13 protein-coding genes are annotated in these 14,527 nt (G+C 66.8%); 2 read left to right on the forward strand and 11 right to left on the reverse strand.

The window, feature by feature from the left end:
* Positions 1-51 precede the first annotated feature (51 nt).
* The 11 genes from AC3WTD_RS02015 to AC3WTD_RS02065 all read right to left on the reverse strand — a co-directional run bounded on the left by AC3WTD_RS02015 (position 52) and on the right by AC3WTD_RS02065 (position 11,887).
* Complete coding sequence (locus tag AC3WTD_RS02015; RefSeq protein ID WP_235645231.1) at positions 52-2,049, reverse strand: DEAD/DEAH box helicase; 1,998 nt, start codon at positions 2,047-2,049, stop codon at positions 52-54.
* A gap of 243 nt (positions 2,050-2,292) precedes the next feature.
* Complete coding sequence (gene ssb / locus AC3WTD_RS02020; RefSeq protein WP_235645230.1) at positions 2,293-2,877, reverse strand: single-stranded DNA-binding protein; 585 nt, start codon at positions 2,875-2,877, stop codon at positions 2,293-2,295.
* 147 nt (positions 2,878-3,024) lie between these two features.
* Entirely contained in the window at positions 3,025-3,834 is an 810-nt protein-coding gene (locus AC3WTD_RS02025) for a PRTRC system ThiF family protein (protein WP_235645229.1), read from the reverse strand.
* The gene (locus AC3WTD_RS02030) at positions 3,834-4,454 is read right to left on the reverse strand and encodes a PRTRC system protein A (protein ID WP_235645227.1); all 621 of its coding nucleotides are present in this window, start codon (positions 4,452-4,454) and stop codon (positions 3,834-3,836) included. The genes AC3WTD_RS02025 and AC3WTD_RS02030 overlap by 1 nt, the downstream gene beginning before the upstream one ends.
* Entirely contained in the window at positions 4,451-5,206 is a 756-nt protein-coding gene (locus tag AC3WTD_RS02035) for a PRTRC system protein B (RefSeq protein ID WP_235645226.1), read from the reverse strand. Before AC3WTD_RS02035 ends, AC3WTD_RS02030 begins: the two co-directional genes overlap by 4 nt.
* Positions 5,187-6,509: a hypothetical protein gene (locus AC3WTD_RS02040; protein ID WP_235645225.1), complete on the reverse strand. Its 1,323-nt coding sequence runs from the start codon at positions 6,507-6,509 to the stop codon at positions 5,187-5,189. Before AC3WTD_RS02040 ends, AC3WTD_RS02035 begins: the two co-directional genes overlap by 20 nt.
* Before the next feature lie 2 nt (positions 6,510-6,511).
* Positions 6,512-6,913, reverse strand: coding sequence for a PRTRC system protein C (locus tag AC3WTD_RS02045; RefSeq protein ID WP_235645224.1), 402 nt, complete (start codon positions 6,911-6,913; stop codon positions 6,512-6,514).
* A complete protein-coding gene (locus AC3WTD_RS02050; RefSeq protein ID WP_235645223.1) occupies positions 6,910-7,461 on the reverse strand; it encodes a hypothetical protein in 552 nt (183 codons plus the stop codon). Before AC3WTD_RS02050 ends, AC3WTD_RS02045 begins: the two co-directional genes overlap by 4 nt.
* 70 nt (positions 7,462-7,531) lie before the next feature.
* Entirely contained in the window at positions 7,532-8,647 is a 1,116-nt protein-coding gene (locus tag AC3WTD_RS02055) for a WGR domain-containing protein (protein WP_235645222.1), read from the reverse strand.
* 71 nt (positions 8,648-8,718) lie between these two features.
* Positions 8,719-8,946 carry a hypothetical protein gene (locus AC3WTD_RS02060; protein WP_235645221.1) on the reverse strand — a complete coding sequence of 76 codons (228 nt, stop codon included), beginning with the start codon at positions 8,944-8,946 and terminating at the stop codon, positions 8,719-8,721.
* The gene (locus tag AC3WTD_RS02065) at positions 8,936-11,887 is read right to left on the reverse strand and encodes an SNF2-related protein (protein ID WP_235645220.1); all 2,952 of its coding nucleotides are present in this window, start codon (positions 11,885-11,887) and stop codon (positions 8,936-8,938) included. Before AC3WTD_RS02065 ends, AC3WTD_RS02060 begins: the two co-directional genes overlap by 11 nt.
* 388 nt (positions 11,888-12,275) lie before the next feature.
* On the opposite strand from AC3WTD_RS02065, the gene AC3WTD_RS02070 reads away from it, so the two are divergent.
* Positions 12,276-13,520, forward strand: coding sequence for a sensor histidine kinase (locus tag AC3WTD_RS02070; RefSeq protein ID WP_235645219.1), 1,245 nt, complete (start codon positions 12,276-12,278; stop codon positions 13,518-13,520).
* Positions 13,510-14,496 (forward strand): response regulator, encoded by a 987-nt coding sequence (locus AC3WTD_RS02075; protein WP_235645218.1) that lies wholly within the window; start codon positions 13,510-13,512, stop codon positions 14,494-14,496. Before AC3WTD_RS02070 ends, AC3WTD_RS02075 begins: the two co-directional genes overlap by 11 nt.
* The last annotated feature ends 31 nt before the right edge of the window (positions 14,497-14,527 follow it).

Here is a 14,527-nt window from a genome sequence, read left to right on the forward strand (position 1 = left end):
CGTGCAAGGCTAGGCCGCCGAGATTGGCATGGCCGTTGGAAATGAGTCCGTTTAGGGCGCTCGTTTTCTCGCGCCCGTGGTTCCTCCGCCGGGACTCGAAACGAAGTGATCCCAGATCGCGGTCACGTCTTCGATCAACTCGACGGTCAGCGGCGCGCCGAACAGGAGCGTTTCGTCCGCGCCCGACTGCGTCGCTGAGTCGGCGCCGAGGTCGCCCGTGCCGCGAATGCGCAGATCGGCCTCCGCCAGCTCAAAGCCGTCCGTGGTACTGACCACCACCTCCAGGCGTTCGCGGGTCTTCGCCGACATCGGCTCGGGGCACCAGAGGTGGCAATGCCCCACGCCGCCGTTGCGGGCCACACGGCCACGCAGCTGGTGGAGGGTCGTGATGCCGTAGCGGTCAGGGTGGACGACGACGATGTCGTAGAGGTTCGGCACGGAAATGCCGACCTCGACCACCGTCGTGGTGAGCAAGATCTGCGCGCGCCCTTCCTTGAGATCGTCGATACCCGCGCGCTTGGCTTCGTTGTCGTCCTCGCCCGTCATAGCGCGCACGCGGCCCGGGTACATGGCATCCCACCGGGGAAAGGCCTCCTCGATGCTGTGCCTATCGTCGATCTGACCGGCGGCCTTGCCTTTGCCCTTCTTCTTCTTCGCGCTGTCGTCCTCGGACTCCCGCTTCGGGTACACAACCATGATCGGGCGCCCGGCGTCAATCGCCTCCTTGACGTAGGCGAACATCGGGCCGCCACTGCCTTCCCACAGATGGGTGTGGATCTCCTTCTTGGCGTGCGTCTGGCGCATCTGGAAGACCACGACCTTGCCGAAGCGAATCAGGGCCTGGGTGCGCGGGATGCACGTGGCCGACATCTCCAGCAGGTGCGTGCGCGTGGTGACGTAGTGCTCGCGCTGGGCGCGCGACCAGCGTTGCTGTTCATCGACCACCACCAGGGCGAACTCTCCTAGCGACCGGGTCAACACGGCGCTGGTGCCCACGACCACGGTCGCCGCCGCAGCGGCCGAGTCGCCGTGGCCATCGGCCACCAGGACGCAGGCGATGTCCGGGAAGATGCGCTGGAACTCCTCGGCCAGCTGCACCGCCAGCGGGTAGGTCGGGGCCATGATGAGCGTTCGCCCGCCGGCGTCGGCCGCGGTAGCCGCCAGCAGTTCGGCCACCCAGCTTTTGCCGGTGCCGACGTCGGCGGCGAGTACGGCACGCATGGCCACGGGCCGCGCCAGCTCCTCGGCAATCCCCTTGACGGCGGCGCGCTGGTCGTCGGTGAACTGTCCGGGGAAGGCGGCGGCGCGACGGCCAAGGGTGCGCAGAAGCAAGGGCGCCGCCGGCTGTGGGTCGTGACCGGACTGGGAGCGCTGGATCGCGCCAAGCGCGGCCAGTTCGAGGTAGGCGCGGCACGCATGCAGGGCATAGGCCAGCGACTTCGGCTCGTGCGTCTGCCAAATTACGTCCTCCAGAGACCATCCCTCGCAGCCCACGGCAGCGAGCAGTTGCTGTACCTGTGCGATGGGTTCCAGGTGCCGGGCCACGTAGGCCGCCGCATGCTGGACGTTGTCGGGCAGGAACGTGCGGACGATCGCGCGCGTGCGCTCGCGGTCGGCGCCACGACCGGGATACAGCGGACGCACTTTGCCCAGCCAGTTCAGATCGACGTTCTCCTTGCACGTCAGGCCCAGCTCGCCACGCCACTCCTTGCCGACCACGATCATCAACAGCTCCGCGCCGGGCAGGATGCCTTCGCCGAGTGCAGGGTCATCCCCGAAGAGCGTCACGCGCCAGCGCTCGCCCGTGGCGTCGGCCACCTGAAAGGTCACTCGCGGAATGCCGCGTCCCGCTCGGGTGGGCGCATCAACCGCGTGGACGTGCACAGCACACGGCACACCGGGTTCGACCTGGCGCAGATCAGTCAGGGGCTGGGTGAAGTCGTCGTAGGACGTGGGCAGCAGCAAGGGCGGGTGCCACGGTTTGGTGACGCCAAACGAGGAGAGCACGGCGAGCGCCGTGCTTTCGTTGTCCCGCGATTCCTTTGCCACGGCGACCTACGCCTTGAGCCTCTCGTCCCCGCCGCCGCCCCGCTCACTCTCATGCTTCGCCGGGCGGCGCCGGTTCGGAGCGCGCCGGACGAGTCCGATCAACGCGCCAACCATGACTACGAAGAGCACAACGAAAACCACAGTGGCGATTAATCGAATCATTTTCAAAACGCCAATTGACGACTACCGAATTAAACTCTACGCTTTTGCTTGCGATATTCGCTAAGCCATTGTTTTTGTTGGTCAAAACGGAATGTCATCATCCCCGAAGCTATTCCGCCCATTATCCGATTGACCATATCCATTGCCGCCGGAATAGCCACCGTTATTCTGCTGGTCGCGATTATTCCCGCCGTTTCCCCGCGAATGGTTGCCACCCTGATTCCCGCGCTGCTGGTAGCCGCCGTTGCCGCCCTGCCCGCGATGCTGGCCGTTGCCTTGCTGACTCTGCCTGCCGCGGTCCTGGCGAGCGTCGTCCGGGCGATCCTGACCGCCGCCGAGCATCTGCATTTCGTTGGCGATGATGTCGGTGGAGTAGCGCTCGATGCCCTCCTTGTCGGTGTACTTTTCCGTGCGCAACGCGCCCTCGATGTACACCTGCCGGCCCTTCGTCAGGTACTCGCCTGCGATTTCGGCCAACTTGCCGAAGATTTTCACGCGGTGCCACTCCGTGCGCTCCTGGCGCTCGCCGCTTTGCTTGTCCGTCCACTGCTCGGAGGTGGCGATGCGCAGACTCGTGATGGCCGTACCGGCGCCGGTGTGGCGCGTTTCGGGATCGGCTCCGAGGTTGCCTACCAAAATGACTCGATTCACACCGCGACTGGCCATAGGATTTTTCCTCTCGTTGGTTGGATTCGGTGTCGGTCATGGGGGCCAATCCGACACTCGCATTTAGCGTGGATCATCTTCTCGCTTCGGAAAGTTCCACCACCTTCTGAAACCGTCCATATTCCTGCCTTGCTTTCCCCTCTGCGATCACGCCGCTTTCGCGCGCGAGCGCCGCGCCGGCTTCGGTGCGCCATAGCCGTAGAACGACCACGCCACCGGGTCGATCATCATGGGTCGCGTCTGGACGTAGGGTGTCGTCTCCACAAAGTAGCCGTGGTGATCGAGCGCGCCCTTGCGCAGGAGCGTCCACAGGAGTGCGATGCCGAGTTGCGCCACCTGCTGATTGATCGGAAACTCCTGCCGCGTGATCGCTTCGGCCATCGAGCACGAAGGCTCCTCGCGGTCGGCGCGTTCCATCTGCGCCAGCTCCGGGTACAGGTCGAACACATTGGGCAATCGCTGGCCATCGGCAGGCTTGCCGAGGTGTCCGAGGCAGACCTGGCCCTGCGATGCACCGTTACCGAAGTCGAGCCAAAGTGCCCCACTCGCCTTCCGGCCCATGTGGCTTCCAATCTCTGCGCGCAGTAGTGCCTTGTCGGTGCACGTCACGAGAAGATCAGGGGTGCGGAAGTCACCGAGGCTCTTGGGCTTGAAGTAGCCGTGGCTGGCCTCCCAGTCGAATCCGAAGGCCATGTTGATCCGGTGCACTAGGCAGAGTGATTTCGGCAAGCCAATGTCGGAGGCATAGAACCGCTGGCGTCCGACGTTCGATCTGGACACGCGGTCACCGTCCGCGAGCGTTACCTCGAAGCCCGGATGCCCGAGCGCCATGACGGTGTGCTGGAGCCGGGCGAACGCCTCGGCGAAATGGCTTCCCGTGCCGCCGACGCCGACGATCATCACGCGGGGGCGGCGCGTGCCGCCGACCAACGAGGCAGGAATAGTGAAGGAACCCATCAGAGGCAACCCAAGTCGGTGAGGCGCTCGGTGTCGAGCGCAATCAGATACGGCGCGCAGACGAAACGCACCACCCACGACAGGCTCTCACGCGATTGGCAGCGCCCAAGAACGACCGCCAAATACGGGCCGGGCCGGGCGAGGTCACCGGCGTCGTCGGTGGACGAAAAGAACGCGTCGAGCGCCCCGTGGCTGTGCATGTCCACCAGCAGCGCGTCGTCCTCGAAGTCGTCGCGGTAGGTGACGTGGGCGCCGGACGAGGAGAGTGTCCGCGGACGATGGAGGCGCCAGCCGTCCTCGCCCAGTACGATTCCGCTGGCCACTTCGCTTTCGCCACCGGCCAGCGCCAGCTCGGCCAGCTTGCCGATCCAATTCCGATCCAGCCGACCGCCCGCCGGGGCGAGGAACTCGCGGCACGCGCCGTGTGGCGTGTCCACGGACGCCAGCCGCAGGCGCGCATGGAGCGCGGTGCTGCGCACTTCCAGGTACAGGCCGTCGGAGGCCACGAGCAGGCGTTTGCGGCCCACAGGAAGGTCAGGCAGCGCGCCGAAGCGCGGTACTGGCACCGTGGGGAACGCCGCCTGCAAAACTGCGTCGCGCGGATCGACGGCTGCGCTCATGCCCGACCGCCTTCGGCGATCCACTCGCCCAGCGTGACGCCGGTATCAGCCGCGCGCTTGTAGGGGAAGCCATCGACCACGCCAGCCCGCGCGCGCCAGAAGTCCTCGACGTCCATCGGGTCTTTGGCGCGGCCACGGCGAAGCGCAGCGGAGTTGTTGGAGTGCGTGAACGCCGTATCGAAGATCACGGACTCCCACTGTGGAATTTCCTCGACCGCAGGCCCAATCGGCAGCGTGGCATTGCCAGTGCACACCGACGTATCGCTGTAGATGTTGGGCAGGGTCGATTGGAGCAGGCGCGTGGTGGCATCGGGCCTGCCCTCGCCCTCGAACGAGGCGACCGACAGGCTGCGGTCGGTGACGTGGAAGATCAGGTTCGGCCAGCGCGTGACGATGACGGAGGGCTTGCCTTCGGTGTCGCGCAGGTGCATCGGGCGCACCTGCGAGGGTCGCCACCAGACCAGGCGCGTGGCATCGCAGAACAGAAGATGCTCGGGGAACACCTGCATGGGCGCCGGGTCTTCCCGGCGCGACAGCAGCAGACCCTGCACCTTGCGCTCGTCCTCCGGCGTGATGGGCCGACCGGCGCCGATCACCGGCGCGCCCTTGATGGTATCGACGCGATGGGCCGTGACCACTTCGAGGCTGTTGGAGTTTGCGCGGCAATGGAACAGCAACGCGAAGCTGGTGCGAATCTGGCCGGCGCTCCCCAAGGAGGCGTCGGTCACAGTGTCAACGAGAGGACGCGGCATCGTTGTACTCCTGAATGTAGGACAGCGCGGCGGACGCCGCTGCGACCTGCATGATCCCTTCCTTCGCCACGGCCAGAAGTTGCGCCGGGTCTTGCGCGTCGGCGGCAGCGATGAACAGGGCGCTTTCGCTCGATTCCTGGCCCAACTGCTCCTCGTACATCTCCGCCATGCCGGCGTGGCGCGAGACGAGCGCGCAGAATTGCGCCTGTCCTTCGCTGGAATACAAGACGTCCCGCGTGGCGCGGCGGCGACGCCGGGCCGACGAACGCGGCTGGTTCGGCAGCGCACCGACGATGGCGTGCAGGTGCGCCAGAAGCGCTTGCTTGGCCGCGTCGCCAACCAATGCCGCGTCCCGCGCGCCTGCATCCATCGCACGCGCCGCCCGGTCATGCTTGCTGTGGCGCAGGAAGGTCACCGCCACGTCGGCGAACTCCTCGGGAGGAAACCAGCCAACCTCGTCCATCGCGCTTTCGAGCGCCTCGGGCTCGAAGTGCGGCACGTCGCCTTCCCAGGTCGCCGTGCGACCCAGGTCTTCCAGCGTCTCAGTGAGCATCCCGCCCATGTAATGATCGGAGTCGCCACTGGCCACCAGCAGGAGCGACTTGGCCGAGACCTGATCCCACGCATGGCAGAGCGCCGCATAGAACGCCGGCTCGGTCGCCGGATCGGCGATCAGATCGACGCAGGGCCAACCGTCCGTGATGGCGACCACGCCATCGCGGTCCTTGCCCTCGTCGAACAACTGGTCGATGCCATAGAGCTGGCTGGACGCCTCCTCAATGGCGCGCATCACCGAAGCCGGCGCGAGCGTGTAGGCGCAGCGCGCCGACTCGGGCGCCGACAACCCCATGCTGTCCACCACAGCGTCCACCAAGCGGTTCCAGCCGGTGACCACTACTCGTAGCAGGTCGGGGGCGTTCCGGCTCGCGTTGAGCGCATCGAGTTCGCCGGCCGACAGGCAGCCCTCGGACACCAGCGCGCGGCACCATACCAGCAGCCCTTCCATGGTCGAACGCGACAAAAGGCTGCGCGTGGTGACACTCGCCAGCGCCACGCCCGCAATAGTGGGCGCCTGCGGCAGCGTGGCGCAGGCGGCGAGCAAGGCCAGCACTCCGCCCTCCCCGCTTGCCAGCGCCTGTTCGACCTGACCGGGCGTGACGCGGCCGGCACGCAGGCCGTGGATCACCCGCCGCGCCGCCGCGCCGCGCGCCGTGGTTCCCAGCCCGTTGGCGAGCGGGGCGCACGCGGTGCGCGTGACTGTGAGCGCGGACTTGCTGATGCGTGGGGGCGACCAGAGCGTCATTGTCAGACCATCGGCAGGTAGGCGGAATCGACAGCAGCCGGCGCGCGTGTGGCGGCTTGCCGCGTTACCTCGAACACTGCCTTCCAGCGGTCGGAGGTGGACACGTCCTCGTTGGTACCGGCCCACTGCCGGATACCCTCGATGGCCTTCTCCGCTGCTGCCCGCTGGGCGCGCGAGGTGCGCGAGGCGCCCTTTGTGTGCACGGCGGGCTTGAGGACCGGGTAGACGAGGTAATCGCCCTCGTTGGCCGGCTCGCCGAGCGTGGCTTGCGCGAGGAAGGCGTAACTCGGGACGTACAGGGCGAGGACTTCCGACGGCGACAGGCTCGGGTCAATGTCCTCCAGCACCGTCGCGCCGAAGCGGAACCGCCGCTGCACGCGGGTAATCGTGGCCACCCCGCTCATGCCTCTTCCTCCTCGGTGCCCGCATCCTCGGTGGCTTCGATCTGGCCGGTGGAGGCCGCTGCGCTGGTGGCCTCGGTGGCGGGCGGCTGCGACGCATCGGCGGGCGCGCCAAACATGTCGCCCGTCGGCGGCGGCGCCGGCTGCGGCTTACCGGCCACCTTGGTCGGCGTCGTCTTGGCCTTGGCAGCCTTGGCCTTGGCCGCTTCCTTGGCTTCCTCTGCACGCTTCTTGGCATCGGCATCGGCTGCCGCCATGCGGGCACGCAGCGCCTCCAGCTCGTTGAGCTTCGGCTCGCGCAGCGCTTGGAACTGCGCCACCGCGTCGGCGAGCGCCTGATCGAGGTCGGCGCCAGCAGGTAGCGCGAGGGTAAAGGGCGCGGCAAGGAGCGCTTGCAGGTGGGCCAGCTCCACATCGTCGGTGTCGGCCTTGATGCCTTGCAGGCTCGGCGTCACCAGCAGGCGGAAACCGCCATCCTCGGTTGCGGTCAGTCGGACGGTCACGGCCGATTGGCCGCGCAGGACGGGTTTCAGGGCGTTCAAGAAGCTCATGGCGTTCTCCGTGGAAGGTGCATCCATTGGAGCGCGGCTCACCGCGCCCCGAAGATGCGGATAGAAACGATCAGGCCGCGAGGCGGGCCTCGGCCTTGAACTTCAACTGGCCGATACCGCAGTCCGCTTCGGAGACGTCGTCACGCTCGCCTTTGTAGACCGGCTGGTACAGCGAGCCTCCCCTGTACGCGTATAGATACACGCACTCGCAAAGTGCGCCCGCCGCCGGGATGCTTCGGTTCACCGGGATCGCCACGTTGCCGACGTCCACCCAGGACTCACCGTCGAGCATTTCGATGGCGACGCTGCGCTTGGTGGCGTGCGGCGCTTTCACGCGCACCGTGGCGGACTCGACGAACTTCACCTTGAGGCAGTCACCGTCGCCGGCGCTGCGCCCGCCGGTGTAGGGAGCCGATCCGCACTTGAACACCACGCCCTCCGCGCCGGCGGCGAGCAGCGCATCGTGGTTGGCGCGCTTGGAGGTCGGAAAGGAGAACGCCGGGCTGAGCGTGACGTGTTCGGCGTGCGGCAGCACCAACCCTTCAAGGGTCGCGTAGCGACGGCGGAAGCCCTCGCCGCGCATGTCCTCGCCGTTGAGCATCAGGAGATCGAAGATGAAAAGACGATCGCCAACCAGCTCGGCGTCGAGGATCGTTTCCCCGTTGCCCGTCAGCGCCGCTTCGGCAAAGGCGGCGACGCCGGCGGGCACGTCCAGCAAACGGCCGCGCTTGTTGCGCAGGATCGCCACGCCGGACACGCCCGAGAGCAGCGCGCGCACGCCATCGTGCTTTTCCTGCATCAGGTAGGTGCGCCCTTCGATGAGGGTGTCCAGATCGAGGGCCGAGGGCGCGGCGAGCTGGAGGTCAACGTCCAGCCGAGGGCGCGCCGGGGCGGCGGGCGCGACAGGTGCGACGGCGCTGCTCGGTGCGGGGGTTGCGCCGCTGCGGATCAGCTGGTAACCCTTGCGTTCCTTTTCCCGTACCAGCTTGTCGCGTTCGTGCTCGGCCTGAGCGAGTGTCAGGTGTTCGAACTTGCACGAGGCTGCGCCCGATGTCCCGATTCGGCCGTAGCAGGTGAACACCTTGTAGTCGTCAGCCGTGCCCGACTGCTCAAGAGTGATCTCGTAGAACTTGTAGCTCCTGCCGTTGATGCACTCAAGGCGGGTCTGAAAGGCATTGTTGGACATGGCGCGAACCTTCGTGGTGGAGACCTTTCCACCGTCTCACGCGCCCCTGCGATCCAAACTTGCGGCACGTTTTAATCGCCCCGGTACAGCTCCGTGACGAGCGCGCCGCGCGCCTGCCACCCGTCGCCGTAGACCTCGCCGTCCTGTCGGTGCAGGACGCGGTCGAGGTAGATCACCAGGTCATCGCCTTCACCCGTGCGCCCGAGGATGCGGGCCGTGTCGACTCCGGACGTGCCGCGGCGCTTGATGGAGACCCATTCCGGGCCAATGCGTACCGATCCGACGACTTCATGCTGCATGCTTCAACCTCTGGCGGAATTCATGGGAGGTCTGCCCGCGCATTGCAGACAGGCCTTGCACAAAGCGCTCGATGATGGTGTCCAGGTGGGCAAACTCCTCGTCTCCCTTCTGCGGGGCCAGGAAGTCCACCACCGCGCCCGTCGCGTCTGCCTTGAAGTCGAGCATCATCGCTTGATAGGTGTCGAGGCTCCCGGGCAGCTCCAACGTTTCGAACAGGGCGTGGCGCGTCTGCTGCGGGCGCAGCATGCGGTAGCGGGCCTGCTGCTCGGTCTTAGTGGTCCAAGAGCGCGCCGCGAAGATGCCGCGCGAGGCTTCGGGGATGTTGAGACCCGTCTGGACGACGCCCAGCGTTGCCACCATGCACGCGATGTCGCCGCGCCGGAAATCATCACCCAGTGCCCGGTTGCGCTCGGCGATCGAAATCTTTCCGTGGAACGGCATGGCCGGCACGCCGGCGTCGTTGATATGCCTGGCCAGCAGCTCGGCCAGGCCGGGGTTCTCCACATAGACAATCGTCTTGTGTCCGTCCTGGACGTGATAGACCGCCCGCTCGATCGCGTATCGCTGCTTGCTGGTCAGGCGACCGTAGGGGCCGAACCCTTCGACACCGTGCTGCGGGTAATTGCCCGCCATGAGCAGTGCGCCGATGCGCGCGAGCAGGGCGACGAGGTTGAGTTGCTTCCCGTTGTGCGCGGCGTCGGCACGCGCCGTCCGGTACCAGTCGGTGAACTCGTCCGCCACGGTCAGCCAGTAGGCCAGGTGCTCCGTGTCCCACGGCACGACGTGGTGCACGACTTCGTGCGGCGGCGTGCGCACGTAGCGCGCAACCTCGGGCTCCTGGGCCACGCGGCGCTTGATGAACGGCGCTACCCATGCGCGCAGATCGGCCAGGCCTTCGACCTTGGGGACCTCTCGCTTGGCGCCCGAGCGGAGATCTTCCGCAAACTCATTCGTGACCCATTCGGTGACCACGTGGCGCTCGCGGAAGATATCTACGCCGCGGCGCGCCGGCAGCATGCTCGATAGCAGGACTGGCTCCATGAAAGGATGAAAACGGCCGTAGGGCTGAACCGCGGTCGCGTCGCCGCCGGCCCACTCGATCAGCGGCAGCAGGTCGCGCGGCAGGTTTGCGGACGGCGTACCGGTCATGCCGTAGCGGCGGCGCGGGCTGACTGCGTGGACGGCGCGCGTCTGCGCGGAGTCGGGGTTACGCAGCAGGTGGGCCTCGTCGCACACCATGGTCGCGATACGACGGCGCAGCAGGCTCGCGTAGGTGCGGCGCGCGTGCGCCTTGTTCACCGGCATGCGCAAGCGGCTGTACGCGATGATGTTGATTCGGCGCAGGGCGGCGCAGTCGTCAGCGGACAGGATGACCTGAAAGTCCTCGGCCGGGACGCCGACCTCGTGCAGCTCGGTCAGCAGCTCGCCAACCAAGTGCGCCTCGACGCAGATCAGGTTGTGCCGCCCGCCGGCCAGGCACAGGGCGATCGCGGTGCGCGTCTTGCCCAGTGCCATCTCAAAGCCGACGATGCCGCCGCGCGCCATGAGCAGCTCGACGACGTCCCCCAGCTGGTAGGACCAGCTCGCCACCCGGTCGGCCCCAGTCGTCGCCAGACGCGCGCGGATCGCCTTGGCCACGGCGGGAAACACCTTCTCACGGCTCGGATGGACTTCCGTCCACGCGCGGCCGCCGGCGTGCTCCGCCTCGAACGCGGCGGCGAAGGCAGGCGCATCGAGCACTAGAACTTCGCCTGTCGTGGGGTGTGTCGCGCGATAGGTGCCGCCCTCGGCGGTGAACTCCACGCATGCGCCTTGGGCGAAGACGCCCGAACCCCAGCGCAGCGGATTGCACTGGATCGCCTTGCGCGCTGTTGCACGCAGCGGCCCATTCAAGGCGACGCCCTCCACCAGCGCCATACGGCCAAGAGGCGAGCGCGCACGCGCATCCCGGCGCATGCGCCGACGCAGGTAGCCCACGATGCCCGGGTCGGGCAGCGGACGGGCGCCGGCGTCGCAAAGGACGTTTAGGAACCGATCCCACGCCGCGAGTGGGTTGTCCTGGGCCAGATAGAGCTCGAGGTCAAGCTGGCCCTGCCCGGTGAAGCGCACGCCGCGGGGGTACCGGCCTTCCTCGGGCAGACGGGGCGGGAGCTTCTTGCGGAGAAGCGCGTTCATGACCCGCGCATGGGTGAAGCCGCAGGCAAAACGCAGGTGGAGCTTGCGACCGCTGTGGGAGATCCACACCCGTCGGTCGCCCGTGACCGGCGTGGTGATCGCGGGCGCCGAGCTGTGCACCGCGGCGGACCGAAGCGTCGGGCGAACCTCGGAGGTGTTGGGGCACGACAGCGCCATCGACGGCAGCTCAGCGTCCAGCGACGGCAGCGTCAGGATGACCGGCCGATCGCCCACCGCGTCGCCGAACACGGCAACGCTCACGTCGACGTCGGTACCCTCCTCGCGAAACGATCCGGCCGGCAGGCGGAGCAACGCACGCAGGCGCCCATCATCGAGGTCCGAGCCGGACAGGTTCGCCGCATACGTGGTCGGCAGCAGTGCCACCACCACGGCGCACGCGGCCAGCGCGCGTTCCAGCGCATAGGCGTGGCTGACGGCGCTCGTGTCGGCGCCGAACTTCCCATGGGTCGTGGTGAACCCTCCCTGCAGCAGAGGGGATTCAAGGTGGATCGAGAACGGCGGATTGATGAGCCCCACGCCCCATCCCTTGGCGCGTTGCTCGGGCAGGCCCAACGCCTCCATGGTCAGCTCAAACCCGGCCGCTTCCGCCGCCGCCATCAGGGCCGCGACGCTGGGCTGGTGAATGTCGGCCCCGCCCAGTTCATGCAAGGCAGGGTCAGCGAAGCGCAGCAGGCTGCCGGTGCCGACGCTGTTATCCAGAATTGCCACCCGCGCGCCGGGCCGCCTGGACAGCGCGTCGGCCATCGCTGGCTGCGCAATGCGCCACATCAAGGCGGCTACCGGCTCTGGCGTGAAGAATTGGGACAGGTGCGCCTGGCGCGCAGAATGGAGGCCGGCCAACGAGCCGGGGCGAGCGGTGCTAGAACCAAGGCTACGCAGATCACGGAGCGGTGCGTACCAGGATGCGGAGGACAGTGCGGTTTCGGTCATGCCCACAGGCTGCCAGCGAACAGGCCGCTCCAAAGTCGTGCCGGCTTTGGGCGGTATCATGGGCGGCAAGCCTTGGTCCCTGCACATGCCCACGCGTTCCCCTGCCCAACGGCTTCGCGCCCACGTTCAAGCCAACATCCGCGCCAGCGTCGCTCGACTGCGCACGTCCGTCGTCGAGGGCGCACGGGTCGCGGAGAACCGCATGGCGTTCCTGGGCGCCATGGCGGTGGCGGCACAGCCTCTGTTCTACCTGATCTTCGGCGTGCTCTTCCCGCAGCCCTACGAGAACGCCTGGCTGCGCGCCGCCATCGCCGTGCTTGGGTTGCCGATCGTGCTTGAAGCGGCCATTGCGAGCCGTTGGCGCCGATACCTGTCCATCTACTGGCTCATCTACGTCACAGCGAGCCTCCCCCTGTTCAGCACCTACATGCTGCTGATGAACGGACTCTCCGCCGTGTGGCTGGCCTACCAGGTGGCGTGCGTCATGCTCGTCTTCATGCTGTTCGATGTGCGTGCCAGCCTGACCTCGGTGTTTGTCGGCTGCGGACTGGGCCTGCTCCTGGATTTGGTCTTCCACTATCCGGAGATCCCGTACCACACGCTCGGCCCGATCATCGCCGTGTGGGTGTTTGCCGGCGCCGGCGCGGTTATCTGCGACCTGAGCCGCGTGATCGCCTGGCGCGTGCGATCGGAGAGTCTGAAGTCGGTGACAGCCACCATCTCCCACGAGCTACGCACCCCGCTTGCGTCCATCCACCTGGCCGCCCGTGGCCTTGAACGCCACTTCCCTGAACTGCTCGCCGGCTACGACGCCGCCATCGCCGCCGGACTCATCAAGCCTCGCATGCGTGCGCGGTCCTTGGCGGTGGTGCGCGACCTGGCGAACACCGTAACCTCCGAGGCCGAGCATGCGCAGGTGACGATCGAGATGCTCCTGGCAGCCGTGCAGGTGACGAATCAGCAAGCCATGGGGCGCGTTGACGCCGGTGCCACGATCTCAGCCGCGGCAGAGCGCTACCCCTACGGATCCACCTGGGAGCGGGAGCGGGTCATGGTGACCGTCAAGCAAAACTTCACCTTCCTCGGCTGGCCGCCCGCGCTCACCAACGTCATCTTCAATCTGATCAAGAACGCGATCCACTACACGGCCAAGAAGAGCGACGCGATGATCTACGTGCAGGTCGACCGCACGGGCGATGGCCGCGGGCAGATCATCGTCTTCGACAGCGGTACTGGCATCCCGTCAGGTACCGTGCCGCTGGTGTTCGAGCGCTACGTCTCGGGTAGGGGGCGGCCCGATACGGCGCTGGGCATCGGGCTGGCCTACTGCCAAGATGTCGTGCGCCGGATGGGCGGTACGATCTCCTGCAGCTCCCGAGAAGGCATCTACACCCGCTTCACCATCACCTTTCCCATCCTTCCCGAGGACGCTACCAGTGCTGCGTAATATCCCCGCGACGGTTCCGCCGTTCTTTTTCCCGACACGCGTCCTGCACATTGACGATAACGAGACCTACCTGAAGGTCATGCGCCCACATCTGGACGTCGCGCTGGAGAGTTTTTCCTCCGCGGGCGAGGCGCTGGACCAGATCGCCGCGATCGAGGGTGCCCCCGGGGATCTGAGCTTGCTGGTGCGCCGGCGCGCAAAGGGTACCGAGGCCGAGCTGGTGCTGAATGTGTCGCTGATCCACCGGATCATGTACGACCCACGCCGCTTCACCATCCCGACCGTCGTCGTGGCCGACTACGCGATGCCGGAAATGACCGGGCTGGAGTTCCTGACGTCCTGTGCCGAGGGCCACGTCGGACGGGTTCTCCTCACCGGCCAGGCGAACAAGGAAACGGTCATCCGCGCCTTCAACGAAGGCCTGATCGACCACTACATCGAAAAATCGTCGGCCAGCGCCATCGACGACCTCTCGCTGGTCATCGACCAGCTCCAATGGCGCTACTTCTCCCGTAGGTTCGCCGCAGTCGCCCAGTCCCTGTCGCGTGAGGACTTCGGGTTCCTCTGGGATGCCCGGGCGTTCGGGGCCATCGTCGGCCTTCTGCCGTGGGAGCCCTGTGAGATGTACGTGCACAGCAACCCCACCGGGATCCTGTTCCTCGATGAATGGGCGCAGGGCGCCTTCATTGCGGTCTACACGCCCACAGCGCTGCTGGCCCTGATCCGGGCGGCCGAGCAGGCTGGCATGCCGGCCGAGGACATCTCGCGAATGGAATCGGAAGAGTGGGTGCCGATATTCCGCGAGGGGGCGAGCGGGTTTCTCGCCGGCGAGGTCAACTACGACCTGATCCCGGTGGAGGCCCTGCGCACCGCAGAGGGAACCTACCTAGTCGGTGTGCTGGAGGATCTGTCCCGCTTCAAGCTGGACCAGGTCACCTCCTACGAGGCGTGGCTGGACCAGCAGGAGGCGCAGTGATCGGGCGCGGGCCTGCTGCGCACACCGAATT

The organism is Rhodanobacter sp. FW106-PBR-R2A-1-15, assembly GCF_058789735.1.